Annotated in this window: 15 protein-coding genes; 2 read left to right on the plus strand and 13 right to left on the minus strand. The window is 48.6% G+C overall.

Features of this window, described 5'->3' with window-relative positions:
- Window positions 1-7: 7 nt before the first annotated feature.
- From ACUUHJ_RS24145 to ACUUHJ_RS24195, 11 genes are all read right to left on the minus strand, one after another.
- Window positions 8-787 carry a DNA and RNA helicase gene (locus ACUUHJ_RS24145; RefSeq protein ID WP_289674134.1) on the minus strand — a complete coding sequence of 260 codons (780 nt, stop codon included), beginning with the start codon at window positions 785-787 and terminating at the stop codon, window positions 8-10.
- A gap of 44 nt (window positions 788-831) precedes the next feature.
- Window positions 832-3507, minus strand: a complete 2676-nt coding sequence (locus ACUUHJ_RS24150; protein ID WP_472300117.1) for a molecular chaperone — start codon at window positions 3505-3507, stop codon at window positions 832-834.
- A 52-nt stretch (window positions 3508-3559) separates the two neighbouring features.
- Complete coding sequence (locus tag ACUUHJ_RS24155; RefSeq protein ID WP_289674136.1) at window positions 3560-4255, minus strand: iron-dependent peroxidase; 696 nt, start codon at window positions 4253-4255, stop codon at window positions 3560-3562.
- Window positions 4246-5523 carry a normocyte-binding protein gene (locus ACUUHJ_RS24160; RefSeq protein ID WP_289674137.1) on the minus strand — a complete coding sequence of 426 codons (1278 nt, stop codon included), beginning with the start codon at window positions 5521-5523 and terminating at the stop codon, window positions 4246-4248. Before ACUUHJ_RS24160 ends, ACUUHJ_RS24155 begins: the two co-directional genes overlap by 10 nt.
- A complete protein-coding gene (locus tag ACUUHJ_RS24165) occupies window positions 5520-7442 on the minus strand; it encodes a PP2C family protein-serine/threonine phosphatase (protein WP_472300118.1) in 1923 nt (640 codons plus the stop codon). The genes ACUUHJ_RS24160 and ACUUHJ_RS24165 overlap by 4 nt, the downstream gene beginning before the upstream one ends.
- Window positions 7443-7462: 20 nt before the next feature.
- Window positions 7463-8302, minus strand: a complete 840-nt coding sequence (locus ACUUHJ_RS24170) for a PP2C family protein-serine/threonine phosphatase (RefSeq protein ID WP_015892716.1) — start codon at window positions 8300-8302, stop codon at window positions 7463-7465.
- A gap of 5 nt (window positions 8303-8307) precedes the next feature.
- The gene (locus tag ACUUHJ_RS24175; RefSeq protein WP_015892717.1) at window positions 8308-8838 is read right to left on the minus strand and encodes an FHA domain-containing protein; all 531 of its coding nucleotides are present in this window, start codon (window positions 8836-8838) and stop codon (window positions 8308-8310) included.
- Between the two features lie 69 nt (window positions 8839-8907).
- A complete protein-coding gene (locus ACUUHJ_RS24180) occupies window positions 8908-9462 on the minus strand; it encodes an FHA domain-containing protein (RefSeq protein ID WP_064202727.1) in 555 nt (184 codons plus the stop codon).
- Between the two features lie 188 nt (window positions 9463-9650).
- Window positions 9651-10103, minus strand: a complete 453-nt coding sequence (locus ACUUHJ_RS24185) for a J domain-containing protein (RefSeq protein ID WP_472300119.1) — start codon at window positions 10101-10103, stop codon at window positions 9651-9653.
- A gap of 102 nt (window positions 10104-10205) precedes the next feature.
- Entirely contained in the window at window positions 10206-10631 is a 426-nt protein-coding gene (locus ACUUHJ_RS24190; protein WP_015892720.1) for a hypothetical protein, read from the minus strand.
- A 150-nt stretch (window positions 10632-10781) separates the two neighbouring features.
- Window positions 10782-12950 carry a hypothetical protein gene (locus ACUUHJ_RS24195; protein ID WP_056493719.1) on the minus strand — a complete coding sequence of 723 codons (2169 nt, stop codon included), beginning with the start codon at window positions 12948-12950 and terminating at the stop codon, window positions 10782-10784.
- Between the two features lie 550 nt (window positions 12951-13500).
- Between ACUUHJ_RS24195 and ACUUHJ_RS24200 the strand changes: the two genes are divergently transcribed.
- The gene (locus ACUUHJ_RS24200) at window positions 13501-15534 is read left to right on the plus strand and encodes a VWA domain-containing protein (protein ID WP_472300120.1); all 2034 of its coding nucleotides are present in this window, start codon (window positions 13501-13503) and stop codon (window positions 15532-15534) included.
- Here the strand turns inward: ACUUHJ_RS24200 and ACUUHJ_RS24205 are convergent.
- Window positions 15515-16441 (minus strand): serine/threonine protein kinase, encoded by a 927-nt coding sequence (locus ACUUHJ_RS24205; protein ID WP_472300121.1) that lies wholly within the window; start codon window positions 16439-16441, stop codon window positions 15515-15517. The two genes, ACUUHJ_RS24200 and ACUUHJ_RS24205, sit on opposite strands and share 20 nt — an antisense overlap.
- 97 nt (window positions 16442-16538) lie before the next feature.
- On the opposite strand from ACUUHJ_RS24205, the gene ACUUHJ_RS24210 reads away from it, so the two are divergent.
- Complete coding sequence (locus ACUUHJ_RS24210; protein ID WP_472300122.1) at window positions 16539-16910, plus strand: VOC family protein; 372 nt, start codon at window positions 16539-16541, stop codon at window positions 16908-16910.
- 73 nt (window positions 16911-16983) lie between these two features.
- On the opposite strand, the gene ACUUHJ_RS24215 is transcribed toward ACUUHJ_RS24210, so the two are convergent.
- Window positions 16984-18204, minus strand: coding sequence for an MDR family MFS transporter (locus ACUUHJ_RS24215; RefSeq protein ID WP_472300123.1), 1221 nt, complete (start codon window positions 18202-18204; stop codon window positions 16984-16986).
- Window positions 18205-18231 lie beyond the last annotated feature (27 nt).

Below are 18231 nucleotides of genomic sequence, written 5' to 3' on the forward strand. Positions count from 1 at the left end.
CCTCTCGTTAATCAACAATAACCCGCTGACGCCCGCCTGTTTTCCACTCTGTTTTTGAGGACCTTCCGCCGCTCTTGGCGTCATCCAAGATGCGTGCGAGGTATTTGAGGATCTGCAGGTTCGTGTACTCGCGGTAACCCGTTCCCAATCTGTTGCCTATATAATGAAGAACGAGCCCCCGCTCTACTCTGTCCGCATTCAAGCACTGCATGGCAAAGGCGAGATCATACGGGTGATTGGTGACCGTTTTCAGCATTTCATTCGCAAAATACCGCAGGATGTAGGGAGCAAGCGTTGGCTCGTTTCTCCCAGCATGTTCGACATGAACGATATTCCACGTGTTGAATTCGGTCGCCATATCGGCTAAGTCCTGATAATCCCCGCGAAGCCTTGCCCCTTGCTTGAGCTTGAAGCGCCCCAACTCCAACTCATCAGGGCGTGACTCTAACTCCGTATCGAGAGCATACGACGTCTCGTAAACGTAATAGTCGGTCAGCGAAGTCTCCTCCTGAAAGCGAATCTTGAGCACGGTCTCCATACCTGTGGCCTCATAAGGGATGCGCTCTTCGCATTCAAACAAGTAAATCCGTCCTTGATGCTTGACGATCCCTCTACCGACAGTGAGTTGCCCTTCGCCAATCGTTACATCCATCCCGGAAATAATGCCGTCTGTATAATCTTGAAAGTATAAATCGACAAAATGTCGTGGGTAATCACGCAGATTCTCAAGCATCTCCCGCTTGAGAATTCGCCCTTTATGAAAATTGGGATAGAGATGGGAAAACACCGCTGTTCCCCCTTCCTGTTCATTTAAGCTGCCTGGTTATTTGCTCATTTCATCCCGTCAAAGAAATCAAGCTCGGACAAGTCACTCTCAAAAGCAAAGAAAACCTTTTTCCCCAAAGCAAGCTGTTCATTCAGACGAGCTACTGGCACGACATGGAATCCCCACTCACTGCCGCTCGCAAAAACGAAGTATTTCGACTCCCCATTTTGAATCGAGTCAGTCTCGTCCTGCGGGATATGCGTACCGTACTTACTCGCGATGTCCTCATACAATACGGTTTTGTATTGAGCGGGTTCATCCATGTACAAGTACCGCTGGCGCAGCTGGCCGTCATTTTCCTTGAGATAAAATTCAACCTCGCTCACGCCGTAGGGACGCGAGATAGAGCCATGCACGAGACTCAGCTTTTCCTGACTGTGAATGAGCACTCTCTCTTGCTTGTTATGCGTGAAGGCGGTCACAGAATACGGGACGATCGGTGCATGATTTGTAATCTGCGCTTCGATGAAACCTGCCTTTTTGGCACTTTGATAACGCAGTGCTCCACGCAAGCAAGACAGCTTCAGGTCTGGCACCTTGCCCGCATCCTCCGACTTTTGCCGAAACTCGATGCTGCGTCCAGGGACAAACTCTTTAAGAGCTTCACGGAAAACATCAATCCGGCACGACTGCCCAGTCAGCTTGATGATCGAGAAGTCAGCCAGCCTTCCCTGTTGATAAAAATCGTCCAAGAAGACGCGCAAAATCTCGTAAATATCGGCCTTGATCAGGTGATTGATCTCTTTGGCGTTGAAAACGACATCAGGAAAATCAAACACGTCCCGGAAGCGACCATCCTCCCGTATCGACAGCACCCATCGCTCGACTGCCGTCAGCTTTAGATCGGGCTCTTGACGATTTTCTGTATCGGATGTGAAGCGATTGCGCAAAATGCCGGTCTGACGGAAAAACTCTTTTTTCATATGGTCAGCGAGGTCCCACAAAAAATGAAAATTGTTGCGGACACGCTGATACTCGTCCCGGCTCTTGTTCTCGTACTCCTTGTAGCGAGTCGGCAAAATCGCCTCGGCTTCCCGATATCTCGCCTGGAAGCGTTCATAGATGGAGTCGACGCCGTATTCATCCACGTACCGGAATATTTCCGATCCAGGGATGTCGATGATCTGGTCGATGTCGGTCACTTGCCGCCCTTTTCCGTAATAGTCGGCGAAGACGATTTTCATAAATTGCATGATGCGATACGTAATGTTGTTGCCGCCAAAATTGGTGTCGCCGTTTTCATAGGTCGTTTCGATATCGATGCGATAGGAGATATGTCCGTCCTCAATCCGGAAATGGCAGGATGACAGATCCGTCGTGCCTCCGCCGCAATCGATGACGAGCGCTTGATAGGTCTCCCCGTCCAGAAAGCTGTTTTTGTCAATTTGATCGGCAATCGTATTAAACAGGACAGCCATTCCTTCATCGAGGGCGTGCTCTGATTCAATCCGATACTCCGGCAAAATCTCGGTGAACATCTCAAGAAACTGCGTTTTCAGCTTGACCGGACTTGTGATATGCAGATGACGAAAGCGGCATTTGAATTGATGCTCGGCCATTTGAATGACGTGAAGAAGGTACTGACGCAGGATGTCGCTTCGCTTCACGGTCGCGGTATTCCCCTGGCTGTCCATGACCTCTTCGATCTTGTGGTAGCTGTTCACCCAGCGCTTGATACCTTGAAACACGGTCGCGTTCGTGCTGTATCCATTCTTTTTCATGTGCCGAAGTGCTTCATAGCCGATGTGAAAGCGAACGTCATGCGGGGAGGAGCAATCCGCCACGCTGACAGCCGTCGGCAGCACCTCGATCCATTCCTCGTTTTTTTGCGTCGTATCAGGGAAGGAGACGTAATTGATCGCATTCAAGCGTATACGTCCATTCAACAAGTCGTTGCTGGAAGGGGAGCTGACATATTGATGGTCGAGAAAAGCACCCGCTGTCGTCGAGGAGGTACCAAAATCAATCGCGAGAACGGCGTCTGTTTCTTCCAATTCCCTGATCTCGAGGTCAGTCACCGGTACTTTGTAGTAGTGGAGATTGACAGGCGGCAATGGATGGTCCTGATGATACGCCTTGTACAAATACTCCGAATCCTGCTTGCGGAAAAAGAGCAGGCTGTAGTTTTGATTGACCGTTTTTCTCAGTTGAGCATCTTGGCAAGCGTGCAGCGTAAAATGCCCGGCTCTCCTATCATCTTTGTCCTTGCGCAGATGCAGAATACCGCATAGCTCCATATGATCATTCACCAAAAGCACATTGGATTCGGACAAACCTTTGGAGGACTCGACGCGATAGTTGTCCAGCCTGCCAATGGCAAGACCCATGTACAAGCACATCTTCGCTGGAATTTTGATCACATCTACACCTGGCATCGGTGTGTTTAAATATTTGTGGAGTACGGCTTCGAGGCGTTCAACACCACCTGGTACAGCACTTTCAATCAAGAGATTTTCTTCTGCGCCGCGGAAACGTAGAATCGTATTCAGCAGTCCCTCCCGATCGAGATTGTTCACAACAGAGCCGACCAGCTTCTCCTTGTAACAAATATTGCGGAGCTGAAAGGTCGTCATCTCCATCAGCTCGTCCCGTGTATAGGTCGCTTCGCCTCGATGATTGCGTTGATTTCCATCCCCGCTGCTGCCCTTTTGGAGATGAAGCTTATATGAATAGGTAGACATCCCAACTCTCCTCTCTCCCGACCTTTTGTTGGGGTCAATCGGTCAAAAACCTCTAGTACAGTGCGACACTGTCGATTTGCATCGTTTCCTCGACATCCAAAATGCCGAAATGGTTTCGCCAATAAATCTCTGTATGGAACCGAACCGGTAGAAAAATATCCTTGATTAAAGCGAGCTTGGCCTGTGCGGTTTCACTCTCCGACTGCCCGACGTAAATCAGCAGCTCATCTTTTTCTTCGCAATTGGCGTAAATGGTAGAGTGAGAGAATATTTTTCGCATCGTATCCTTGAGCAGGTACACCGCTTCGCCGGTCTCATACAAGCGCAAAATATTGCCCGCAATAATCTCTCGCTCCTCTTTGGTAAAAAGTCGGATATTTTCCTGTACCCGACTGCCAAAGAGCCCCGCTTCCAAGTCGCGTATCACAAAGCGGATGTGGTATTCACGCTTGTTCATCCCTTGCGACAGATCAATCTCGGCCAGCAGATGGATGATGATATCAAACAAGGTATGCCGAAGCTCTGCATCATCTGCGTAATTGGCATCAAAAAGGTCACGGAAAATATCGTCGAAGCGATAGTACGGATTCACTTCTACCGTTTTTTCCACCGCTTTGGCGTTGATGGCCTCATGACTCAGCTCCATGTAGGGCGAATACACTTTGGCCGCTTTGAACTGGATGTCTTTTTTGGCGATCCCGGCGCGTTTTGCACGAATAACCAAATCCCAGATGTAATTCAAGCCCATTCTCCTTCACACTTGTATTCCGGAAAATACATCTGTACCTCGGAAACGAGGAAGCTCATCATGTCTTGGAGAATAAAGCTGTTCGCCCCACGTCTCCGAAAGCCGAGAGCCATGATCTTCTTGTCATTTTCTACGCGGACATTATCGCTAATGAACGGATTCAAACCGTATGTGGCGGGAGGCCGATTGTTTTTATCCCGAATCTCGACATTCACTAGCTCCAGCTGTTCAGCGGCCTCAAAGGAATGGACGATCCGGATAATCTCTCCTTTGGCCCGTACGGTCATCGCCTGCTTCCGTGCATAGCTCCCAATGAAGCTGTTTTTGCGACGATTGGATACCAATTCGTAATCCAGTCTTCCGATGCGGGTCGTGACAGGCTGCGTAATTTTGCATACATTCCAAACACCCGACTTCTCTTGAGGCGAGACGATCGTCAGCTCTTCCGGTGACCGCTTGATATAGCGAATCAGCTCTTCATCTCCATCCACCAAATACCCGTGCTCGCTACCCGTCTTACGTAACGACAGGACATGCTCGAAGTTCACCCGGTCAATGGCAGGTACGGGAAAGCCGATGTTTTTTAGAGCCAAGCGTTCGATGTTCCACAACGGGATGACATCCAGCTTTTTGTAAGGCTCCCACTCATCGAGGGTAATCGACATTTCCAGTATCTCTTCGTCTTCTGTAAACGTGCCCTCACAGGCAACCAGAATGACATCGAAAAACTTGCTCGCGTAAGGATGATTCACCGTTTTCCACGGCATCCCGTTCTTTTGAAACATGTTGTACAGCTTTTCCAGTTCATCCATATACACGCGACTTTGTTGGAGGCGCACCTCGATTGGATAGTGATTGCCTGCCGTGTTCAGACGACCCTTGAAGGTTCGCTTGCTCATCATCAGCTCCTGAACCTTGTCGTACTCACACTCTAAAAAGATCGTCATCATGACCGCTTCTTCCTTGTTGCTGAGCTTGACCGCCAACTCTTTGCGATCACATACCTTCTTTTCCTCATCGCCAGGAATCATCGGGTATAAATACTCGTGGATTGGGTCAAAGTCATCGCGGTGGCAGAGGGTCACATAGATGTCATGCTTATCTTCCTTGTCCTCGATCTCGGAAAAAACACGCTCCTCCAGCTTCTTCTGCATCTCCTCCTGATACTCGACCAGATTGAGGAAGACACCGTTCATGATCTGCTTGAGCAACCTGCGCTGCTCCAGCTCCTCCATTTTGTTTAAACGATCCAGTACGATCTCTTTCATGGCGTTTTCGCTGCCTCCTCCTGTGTCGGGTTGGCTGTAGCTGGTGGATTAGCTTGCGGTGGCGGAACTGGCTGAGTCGCCGGAGCTGTCGCGGCTGGCGGAGCTGCTTGATTGGTCGGCACTACTGGGGGCACCGGAACTAGCTGGTACGTTGGAGCCACCGGATTGACTGGGACTGCCTGATTGATCGGAGCTGTTTGGTTCGTCGGTGCCGTCTGATTCACCGGAGCTGTTTGATTTACCGGTGCGGTCTGGTTTGCAGGAGCTGTCTGATTAACTGGTGCCCCTTGATTCACCTGAACTGCCGGAGGTTGACTCACAGCACCCGCCCCTTGCACAGAAGGCTGACCTGCTGGCGCACCTACCGAAGGGGGAGCAGCAGGAGGATTCAGCTTCTCCTCAGCCTTTGTCACCTTGCGTTCCATCGCCAAAACCTTCTCCAGCACACCAATCTCCTGGTAAATTTCCTGAGCCATCGTATACGATTGGATCGCTCCCTCGAAGTCTTGCGCTGCATAGCTCTCGTCGCCTTGCTTCTCCAGCTTGTCGCCGTCGAGCGTCTTCTTTTCCTTATCGATACCGGTCTTTTTGGAAGCTACCTCGTCCAGCTTGGTACGCAGCTCCTTTTCTCCTGTTACAAAGGAAGTTTCCAACGCCAGCTTGCGCGCCTTTTGGTAATAGGCTTCCGCACCAGCGTAATCCTGCCCCTCAAACAAGAGATCGCCTTCCTTTTTCCACTGCATGACGAGCACATACGATTGCGTCTTTTCTTTTTTCTCCAAAATCTCCGATTCGTTAAAATCATCGCGCCCTTTCATTTCTTTGAGCGCCTTGTCGTACTTATCCAATGCTTTGGTATACTGCTCATCCTTTACAGCCGTATCTCCATCCACGATCAACTGTGTGATGCGAATCTTTTTGGCCAAGAGAGTAGCCTGAATTTTGTTTTTCACGATATTTGCAGCATTTCGGGCATCGCTGTACGCCTTGAGTGCCTTCGGATAATCGCCCTCCGCGATGAAAGCGTCTCCGGCTGTTTCATACTCGAACATCCCTGTCGCAGCATCCGCAATGCGCTCCGCTTCCTTCATCTTGAACAGCAGAGCGCCGCCTCCAGCCAAGGCAAGCACGAGAAGGATGAGTGCCACCCTCTTGATGATCCGCCACTTTTTTTGCGGGTCTGTCTTGAAAATTTTGTTCGCAAAAATAGCAGCCGCCGTGTAGTTTTGAACGACATGCTCCTGCTTGCTCAAAAGCACGTCCTCCAGCGTATCGATCCAGGCTTCAGGATCCTTCGCCTCTTGTAGCCCGTCCTGCATTTCGGCCGGATTTACCTTTTCCCACAGACCAGGGGTAGCAAGCAGAAAAACATCACCGTCATAGAGCGGGAGCTTCTTGGAGACAAACGGACGAAATTCATTGGGTGTCCCCAAATAGCTCAAGAGATTATGGCGCTCCTCGTGCTGATCAAGCGCGTCCTCTGCAATTTCCTCCCCATCCACCATCTGTTGGGCAAGACTCTGATCCTTGCTCTGCCATTGCAGTCGGCCATTGCGAAACTGATACAGCCGAGTGTTACCAGCGACCCCGTACCTCACTCTGGCATAATCCGTTACGATTACGGTCAGGCTCGCTTTTAGTCTGACGCGATGGCTCTCAGCTTGCAGGACACGATGCGCCTCCTGCAAATAGCGGCGAATGCGATAACGCGAAATGGACGGCTTCTGCAAAAAGTAGCCCAGAACGCTTTTGGCCGCCAACTCTGCACTCTCTACTTCCTGATCGTTATCCAATCCACGGGCGATTACCCAGCACGCGATATCATCCAGCTGTGCGTAGGCAAAGTAATCCTTGTTGCGAACGAAGCTGCCTGATTCGGATAGAAACCCGGTAATGAATTCACTGTTGTCCTTTCTCATTCGTACTACCCGCTCCCCCGTTACCAGCCTTTTTCCAGGATGAGAATGGTTGCGTTGTCCTGATTGGCTTTTTGCTTGCTTTCCACCGCTTCAATGATTTGGTCAGCCGCGTCATGGGCAGCGATATTTTGGAACAGAATCTGCTCCAGTTCCATCTCGGTTAACGTATCGTAAACGCCGTCACTACAAAGAATGACCTTGTCTCCCTTTTCAAGCGGAAACGGCTCACGACCAATTTCGATATTTTGAAAGTTATCGTAGCCCAAGTAGTTGATTAACTGTTTTTTCTGTGGATGCTCTAACGCCTCGTCCTTCGTAATCTCACCGGACAGAAAACGCGCCTCCAGCACCGACTCATAAATGTCTTTTTGATTGATCGGAATGAATTCTCCATTCCGGAAAACGGTAATGATACTGTCTCCAACCGCTCCCCAATACAGCTTGTCCTCAACGATTACGCCAGCGACCAGTGTTGTCCCACCCCGACTTCCTCTTAAGGCCTGCAAAATCTCCGAATTGGCAAGAAAAGCAGCCCGGGAAAAGAAGAGGGAGATATGCTTCGGGTTGTCCAGCTTAGTAAATTCACGGATAAATGTAGTCACGGCAAGCGTTGAAGCAAGTCTGCCGTTAGCCAGTCCACTGATTCCATCAGCTAAGACCGCAATCGTCCCATGAGACGATGTTGCTGTCGAAAAGTAATCATCCTGTTCTTCTCGCCTGCCGATCGTCTGTCCATTTCCGATCTGGATGACGGGATTCATTTCTTCCCGGATCAAAGCTGCACGCAGACGAAACAAAAGAGTAATGGCAATGATCACGCCAAGGACGACCAGATACGGGATTGCGCCCTGTTGAAACATGCTCATCATTCCTTGCCTTTGTTGGAGTTGTCCCACTCGAAGTGAACACCGCACAGCGGGATGAAAATAAAGGTACTCTTTCCGAGCTGGAGCACATCGTACGCAGTAAGCTCGACTGGTGTGTACACCGCTTCATTGTTATGATAGGCAAGCCCCGACGCATCACCTGGGAGCAAGTAAAAGTTGCGTTTTTTCGGATCGTAGACAATTACCGCATGATTGCGGCGAGAGATCGCGTTGTCTCCGACGATTCGGATATGCATATCCTCTGCGCGACCGATGAAGTTCTTTTCCGCCATTATGCGGTAATCTTGACCTTGTTGCGGTCCCTCAATACATACCAACCATCCGGTAACAGGTTCGATCCCTTCTGTTTCCCCCAGATATGGCATCGTCTTATCATCGTCCGCCACTCTCGCCAGTGCTTTGTTGTCCGGTTTCGCCCCAGGCTCGACGACCATACTGCAATAAGGGCAGGTGCTTCCGTGTTTTCTGGTGCTAAACATGTGACCATTCGCGCATCTTGTCAAACTCATTCTTCTGCTCCCCCGTTTCGTTCCGTGCAAGGACGATATGTATGTGTAAAAGCGATGTTTCCCCCGTTGTTATTTCAGCAACAAGCGGGTATTGGCTATGTAAATGATGTCGCCAGCCTTCACTTTATGCGGCTGTTCAATCTCTAGCTTGCTCTTGTCGCGTTTGTTCGGCTGCTTGATGCCCGTGCCGTTTTTGGAATGAATATCCTCGATGAACCAGTCCCCAGACGCTTGATTCAAAACCGCATGCTGCTTGCTGATCAAGGCAGCGTATTCCGCGTCCGCCAAGTCGATGTCAACCTCGTTTTGCGCGGAGCTTTTGCCGATCAAAAGGGATGTCTCCCCTTGGATCAACCACTCCTTCACGCTCTCTCCCTCTTCATCTAATAGAACCAGTTTGGTGACGCCATCCTCTTTCTTTGGCTCCGGTTCGTCGGGGCTTCCGAATCTGACGATAATGACCCCGAACAAAAAGAGTCCGAAGGCGATTCCTGTAAAAATTTTCAGAGCGTTGCTGTCTGTATAACCAAAGACATAAATAAGTGCACTAATCACAAGAATGGAAATCAACAGTTCTATGAGCTTCACTCTGATGGATTTTTGGTACCCTTTTTTCTTCGCCACGTCTTAACCCCCAATCAACTACCTCAAAATGCCCTTGTTCAAAAGACGAATTTTTGACTTCCTCTTAAGAAAAATGCTCCGAGCTTTGGGAGAATGGTGTATGTATGGACATCCATCCAAAGACAGGAGCAGGTTGCTACTACCTCTATGTCATGAAAGAGCTGTCATCCAAGCCCGATTTTTCCCTCTTATTTTTTCTTCATGCGGAAAAACTGTTCAAACATATCTGTTGTATCCAGTGGATTTTTCTTTTCGGATTTCATGGTGTTTGGGTTTATCTCACCTGTCTTCGGATGAAAACCAAAAAATCGTTCAAAGGTGCTCCCCAAATCTTCGAAGTTCACACCTGGTGCAGACTGTGCTTGCTGTTTGCTTTGTCCTTGTTTTGTACTGCTTGTATGACCACCATTTTGTTGCTTCTTCTGCTGAAAAGCTTCGTAACGCGCGTCGTACGCCTCGCGCAAGGCCGGGTCTTGCAATGTCTGATAGGCCTCGGTAATTTCTTTAAAGATTCGCTCTGACTCCATGCTCCCGGCATTGACATCCGGATGATGCTGCTTTGCCAGTTGACGGTATGCTTTTTTGATGTCATTCGTGGAAGCTTGTTTGGTTAGCCCCAGAATCTCGTAATAATTTTTCATGTGCGCACCCTCTGTCTGGCAATGATTTTCGTTATTTTGTAGAGCCGTACCTCGAACACGGCTTTCGAGGTACGGCTCTTCCTACCTTACTTCTCTCAAAACCTAAACAGCGTAGCCGCCTTCGATTTTGGTGAATTCGGTTTTGTCTTTCTTTTGCTTGATGAAGATGCTGAATGTTCCTACACCCTCGGTATCACCGAAGCTCTCGTTGTAATCTACTACGAATGCGTTCGGGAAGTAGATTTTGCGGATCACTTGATCAGCAGCGATTACTTCCAGTGTTACTTTGCGGTAGCAATCCGCTTTTTCTGCTGGTACCAAAGACCAGAGAGCCAGCTTCATGGTGTCATCCGCACTGTCACCATCTGTTGCAGTGATGATTTTGCCAGTCAGTCTCAGTGTTGCACCCACATCTGTGGAGCGCGCGTTGGAATCGTCTGGCGTGTCAGTGTCGTACTTTACTGTCTGAATGTTGTCCATGCCCAGCTCAATTGTTTCAGAACCTTCTACTTTGAGTCGAAAACCCATGGATAAAACCTCCTTGAAATGAGATCTTGCTCTCGAAATACCTGATTGGCTTCGAGGCTTATGTGTAAGGGTGCGTTTTGGGAAACACACCTCTAACCACCTGCGTAATGTGTCAAAAAGTTTCATAAACAGCTCTCCAGGGGATCAATGCTATGCTTTGACCGGAGTCGTTCCTTTGGTGATGGTGACCTCCAGGTTTTTCACATTGCCGTTGAACACCAGATCGATATGGCACAGATTGCTCTTGTCATCGATGATGTAGCTCATGTCATCGCCGTCGTGAATAATGGAGTTCACGAAGCCGCGTGTGCCCAGCCATTTGCTTTTTTGGCTGCTCGGATTGTTACTGAAGAACTTCACGATGTTGTCGTGTTTGAAATCACCCGTCTGGAAGCGGAGAATCCGCTCGATATAGGTGCTGACTAGTGTCTTGTAGATGGAATCAAAGCCGTCCTCTGCCATAGCGAGGCTGCGTGCCTTGTACACCGTAATGCGCTTGATATCTTTGCCTTGGATTTGTGCATTTTCCGAAGAGAAGACGAATCCAAAGTTTTTGCGGTTGATGGAATCCTTGATGTTGTTGGTGAAGCCGGAGATTTCTTTGGCCATTGTGGTAACGGCGCGCAATCCATTTTCACCTGCTTCGATGTCAAAGCGCACACCCGGATATTCGCGGCTAACCACTTTGAAGGTTTCGCGCAAATATTCTGGACACTGGTACGCTGCCACGATACCAGCAGCTACATAGCTGGCCCCGACATAAACACCCTCGATCCACAGCTTCAGGATGTCTTCTTTTTCCTGGGACAGCTTCACGCCGTCTTCGGTTTGCAACATTCTGCTGTCGATGACAACTCCTGATTTATCTTTGGGAATAATCGTGAAGTTTGGAATGCACGGGATTGCGAATTCACTGAATTCCTTGCGCACTAGAATTCCGCACTTGTCGATGTATTTATCAATGCCCGCTGTCGCCATGCTGTTGAATGTGGTTTCTTCACCTGTACTGAAGCTGAAGAACACTTGCACCTTGAAGTCCTTGACGACCTGGAGCAGCATGGTGAGCGATTCCATCGTATTGCCGTCCTGCTTGACGACTTTTTCATTACCACGGAAACGCTCGCGAGTCACTTGTGCTTTTCCGGCGGAATCCATATCAACGGATGGAACAATTCCGAACCAGATCGTATCTGTGAAGTCGTTTTTCGCGTTGACCGTGTTCAGATAGGTCTCCAGACGTGGAATGTTGCTGCTTTTCACGAGCATGTCGAGCTTCGTATTCGTGATCAGCATAGCTGGCTGCATGCCTTTGTTCTTGGTCACGTACTGATCGAAGAACATCTTCACGCCCAAAATTTTCTCCACCAAAGGCTTCACCGTTTTTACGAAGTCGTCCTTGGCGTTTTTGTAGAACTCGAGATACGTATTGTAGTTCTGTACTTCTGTCTCAATGTTGACTTCGGTATGTACCGTCGGCAGCGGGCAGAAGGTGCGCACCACGAGATCTTTTACATAGGAGGATGGCGTCTCAGTAATCGACTCGTAATCCTCTTCGAAAACGTTCATCAGTCCGTTTCCGCTGTTTTCATCGAGAACCATCAGCTCGCGGCTGTCACTCTTTGGTGCCTCGATGATCTTCAGTTCTCCGTCTTCCCCAATCGTCAGCATCCCGATCTGAATCGCTTCGGATTGGTTCTCCTCTTGTGCGCCGCCCAAGAGCAGTCGTGTCTTGATATCTTCAATCGCCAACGGCAGCATCGCCATGACGTTGTTGTAGTTTTTGCTGGCATCCTCGAACATCGTGTTCAGCTTGTCACCGAGATCGAGCTTCTTCGGATCGCCATCATCGAGCTTTTCGTAATGACCGTACAAGTAGTGGATCTCTTTGCGCACCTGACGGATGTCATCCATCACTTTTTTCGGGGAAATCATATCGAGCAAATTCTCGAATTTGAAATCCACGTTGGTGATCCCTTGGCTGCGCTTCGTATCAATCAGGGTAAACAGCATTTTCAAGAAGTCGTTGCTCTGATCGATCTTGATCTCGGAAATCGCATCCTCTGCAATTCCGTCAGGCTTCTTCAAGGTGTACATCACTTTTTGGTTCGCTGCATTGTAGAACGAATACACGCTCGGGGAGAACTTGTCCAAAAACTCATCGAAGCTGCGCACGAGAAGATGCTCGTTGATCTCCTTGATCTTGTCGTCGCTGAGACTATCAATGCCTTTTACATCTCCAACAATGGTGATCAGGTCCAATTTTTCCGGGTTGATCTCTTCGAACAGCATGGTTCGGTTGGTCTGGTTAATAATGTCCATAAATGGCCCCTTTCTGTTGTCTACATAACCACTTAGTCCTACTTGATAAATGATGAGTCCTACTTCACGAATAAGGATACAAATCGTGACATTTATACCAAAAACAAACAAAAAATCTTGCCTCTAAATTAAACTTTGCCCGCATTATTTGTCAATATTTCGTGGATTGTGACAAATTTCCTATACCAATACGACCATTCTCAGTATTTAGACCCATTTTATTCCACAAATCTTCCTTTTCTTGGATTTCCGTTTTATGCTGAAGACACAGAGTCTCCTTTCCTAGGACTTCGGAAAAATAGGGATAAGCCTCACCTTGCCCCCTCTCTTACTAGGAAAGAAGCACAAGGACTGATAGATAATTCTCCCTAGTTGCCGCTGGGGAGCATTATACATTCACCTCATATTTACAAAAATGGGTGCAATTAACTTTTATATACATCGGCAGTAGGAAACCGATTTTTTATACAAACAACCATTTATAGGTAAATCGTCCCATTTTAGTAAGTCATGAACTTTTTAAAATTTTTTTCAGAAAAAAGGTGAATGTATGTACAAAAATCGTCAGTCAACCCTCTTTCTGCCGCCACTTTTTCGAATGGTGGTCGTCGGACTGCTCCTCCCCATGCTCTTCTTGTCCGCCCCTCTAACTGCTGGGGCAAAAGGAACAGCAGAGGCGGGAGTAGACGCGGTCTTTGTCGTTGATACGAGTAATTCCATGAACAAAACGGACCCTGGCAAAACAGCCGCAGAGGTCATGAGTATGTTCATTGATATGAGCGAAGCCACCCGTACCCGCATTGGCTTTGTCGCCTATAACGATCGAATTGTACAAGCTCAGTCTCCGGCGAGCATGGCCGAAGCAAGAAATCGGGAACAGCTCAAGCGAACCATTCAAGGGTTACGTTACTCTGGGTATTCGGATTTGGGACTCGGTTTGCGCAGAGGGGCAGAGATGATTGAAAAAGCAAAGGACCCGGCTCGCAAGCCATTTTTGATCCTTCTGTCAGACGGGGGAACAGATTTGCGGCAAAATGCGGGTGGCAGGAGTGTGGCAGCATCCAACAAGGACGTGGAGACAGTTATCTCGAAGGCAAAAGCGCAAGGCTATCCGATCTATACGATTGGTCTCAATAACGATGGCTCCGTCCAGAAGGAACAATTGAAAAAAATCGCAGAAACAACTGGCGGAACTTCCTTTGTCACACAAAGTACAGATGATCTGCCGGAAATCTTCAATCAGATTTTTGCCAAGCATATTCAATCCCAGCTCGTATCAGTGGCGGCCATGACAGCTACCGGTGGCTTGCAGGAAGTGACCGTGACCATACCTAACTCCAGCATGCAGGAAGCGAACATCATCCTGTTGTCCAACAATCCGCTGCTGGAATCGCAAGTGTACTATCAATCGCAGAATGTCCATTTTATGAAATCCCAAAAATACTCACTGATGAAAATAGAAAAGCCGAAGAAGGGGAACTATCTCGTTAAATTTAGGGGTAGACCCGGGGATTTGGTGAAGATCAATTTACTGGGGAATTACAGCTTGATGGCTGGTGTAGAGGTCAAGCCTGAACCGGTTATCAAAGGGAATCCGAATACGTTTACTACCTATCTCCAGCATCAGGAGGGACGACTGGATGACAAGGATGTGTACGCATCCATGCAAGCAGAACTGATCGTAAACGATCTCGTCGGGAAAAAAGAAGAGAAAGTCCCGATGAAGAATCTTGGCGATAGCTTTACAGTCGACTACGTCTTCCCTCACACGGGCAAGTACGAGTGGAAAATCTTCATGAACGGCCCGGACTTTTATCGCGAAACGGCTACGAGCGTTTATGACATTACGAATATCGCGCCAGTTGCTGCCTCGGTCAATACCTTGACGATCGAGAAGGAAAACGGCGAGCAGGCTATCGATTTGGGTTCGTTCTTCATAGATGCCAATAACGACAAGCTGACCTATACCATCGTCACCGTTGATCCGGAAGAACGATTTGTCGCTACGATTCAAGACACGGCTCTGAAGCTGTCACCAGAGAAAAGCGGTACATCTGAAATCACCATCACCGCCACGGATGCAGAAGGAGCAAGCGTCACAGGCCCGCTCGTCATTACGGTGCACTCGGTATGGGATCGCTACCTCACCATCGGCATGATTGTGTTGCTCGTAGCTGCGATCGGCTACGGTGTTTACCTGCTTACACGTCCCAAGCCTGCGTTTGTAGGTCGTCTGGAGGGGTATTTCCTGCACACAGCAAGCGGTAACGACATCCCTGTCAAATTTTGGCCTCTCGCCTCCTTTGGCAAGAAGCAGCGGATCACCTTGCAGGAGCTGTTCACCAGTTTGGATGTGAATGAGCATTTGCCCGAAGCGCAAAAGATTTACCTTCAGCCGGGAAAAAATCAGACGCTGCTTTTGGTCAATCATAGTCACTGCACAGTTGAGCGGGGCAAGGAAAGCATGCCCCGACATAAAAAGCTCGTCCTCCAATACAACGACAAGGTGTATGTGACCTTCGAGGATCGGATGACCGAGATCGAAATTCGTTTTAAGAAATCGTCTAGTGAGGAAGCTTCTTAAGAGAGAAGCGTGCCTTTCCCTTCCAAATCAGATGCTCTGCACGAATCGCTGTCGCAAACAGCTTGAGTGTGGGGCATCTTTTTTTCGAGTCGACGGCCAATCCCCACATAATGACATTCGCCAGTAGCAGTGGAACATCAGGGTTCCGTGTTCGAATCGCCGGCAAGGTGTCCTCAATGACTCTTGCCGCCACATCAACGGGACGCTCTTTGGTCAGACAGTAATACAGCGTGGCAGCCAGGCTGTAAATATCCGAGACTACCCCTTGCTTGGATTGACCCGAGTAAAACTCAAGCGGCGAATATCCTTCAGTCGTCACAATCGGCTTGGGTTCATCACTCACGAAGTAGATCGCGGAGCCAAAATCAATCAGCATAGGTTGTCCAGCTTCTGTGACCAAGATATTTTTGGGCTTAATATCGCGATGTATGATGCCTTTTTTGTGCAAATAGTCTAATCCGTCAAAGATCGGAAGTACCGTCTGATGCAAAAATGCTCCCAGATCAAGCTCGGTTTGGGCCAATACATACGCATCCAGCGTCTTCCCTATGCAATAGTCCACGACGAGATAACCTGTGCCATTTTCGGCAAAATGGTCGATGTATCCGATGATAGTGGGATGATTCAGTTCCTTGTGCAGGGACGCCTCATGCCAAAAGCTGTCTAGCAGCCTGTCGAATTTGGTTTTTAACGTTGGTCTGCGACAAATGACCTTCACGTGATCCAAATCTCGCATCGCCAATGCTTGAGGGAAAAACTCTTTGAGAATGAGTGTCCGCTTGCTTTTCATATGGTAGACCACATACACATTCGACAGCTCACTTGTGGAAATGATCTTTTTGATCCGATAAGCTTTTTGCAGGATCGTGCCTTTTTTCAGACCTCTTTCCCGTTCTACCTGTCCCATGTCATGGCCTCCCCTATCTTTCCTCTCAAAAAATGATAACGAAAGATGGGGGATTATGGCAATATAAAGAAAAGCATGGAGAGGGGAATGATTGATCATGGCACATTTGGAATCGTTGCTTCACGTACAAGTTCCTGTGAAAAACTTGGATGAGGGCATTGTCTGGTACTGCAATCACCTTGGCTTTTCCTTGCAAGCCCGGTATCGTACTTCCGCTTTTCTCGCCCTGTCAGCGGGACCCACCTTGATGATATGGGAAACGGATGAGCAGAGGTCCACAACCTTTACCGTTGATCAGCAACCCATGCCTGTCTTTTTGTACACCACTTCCGATGTGCATGCACTGCATGATTATTTGCAGGCACATGAAGTCTCGATTACCCACTACCAAAACGATGGATTCGGATGGGTGCTCAAGTTTTTTGACCCGAGCGGAAACATGTGGGGAGTCATTCAGAAAAACAACTAGTCAGTTGGATATGGCCAAAATAAAAAGAAGCATGCCTCGACAGCGTGCTTCTTTTCAATGTTACGCACCCAATTCAAATCATAACTTGTGAGGATTTTTCACAGCTATTTCTTTGCTGTTGCCGCTGCTCCCATAAGTACTGGCCGCGTTGATAAAACGGAAGCGCGATAAAGGTCAACAGCATAAGGATCGCGAAAATGAGAGGTCCTTGTCCAAAGCCGAGTACCTGGAGCAACACGCCACCAATCCATGCGCAAACACTCTGTCCAAGGAAGGCAAAGCCGCTGGCGCCGTAATATGCTCCACGCAAATGCTGGGGAGCAATCTCCCCGATCAGGATATCTCCAACGACAAAGCACAAGATTTCGCCGATCGTAAACACCACCATCATCACAGAGAGCCAAAACAAATTCGTAAATAGCCCGAAACCGAACAGCCCCAGCCCAAACAATAGACAGCCCAGCTTCAACGCGGTCATCGATGAGTAGCGCTTCATAAATTTGGCGAGCGGATATTGAAGTGCTAAAACCGAGATGGTATTCACTACAAATAAAAAGGAATACGCCTCTATCCGATCATGCCCAATGTACAGGGAGAGTGTCGTGTCCAGATGCGAGTAGGCACCAGCAACGAACAAATTCCCGAGCAACAAATAAAGAAATACTTTGTCTGTAAAAACAATGCGTGCCATCTGATTCATGGTGACCGGATCAGCAGCCACGTCCTTCTTCAGCTGTTCCTTGAACATGACCATAAATACCACCAACACAGCTGCATACACGGCAAAAATGATGGCGGTAACGAGGAACGGTAACAAGGATGTGCTTCCTGCTCCCAATTGCAAGCCGATGAGCGGACCGATTGCTCCACCCAGATTGATCGCGAAATACCTGGCGTTGAAAACAGCTGCCCGTTGATCATCCGACGTGACATCCGCCAGCAGGGCACGGGCTGTCGGCTCAAATACATTTCGAAAAAGGCCGTTGCAAGCACTTAAAACAAAGAACATCCACGTCTCCGTCGCAAAAACGTATCCAATCAATACGATGCTCCAAGCTCCCATCGCAGTGATCATCACTGGATATCTCCCCAATCGGTCTGACAGGGCTCCCCCAGCAAAGCTACTAATCGTTCCAACAAGCAAGCTGAGTGCGAGAATCGAACCAACGATCGCCGGATCAATTCCTTTTACCTTTCCTAAATAAATCCCTAAGAACGGAAGTGTCATAAAAAAGCCTGTACGTGACAAAAATGTACCGATAAGGACACCCCATGCCACCGGATGAAATCTCATTCTCCCCATCTCTCTTTCCCATTCCCG

It is taken from the genome of Brevibacillus schisleri (assembly GCF_055685845.1).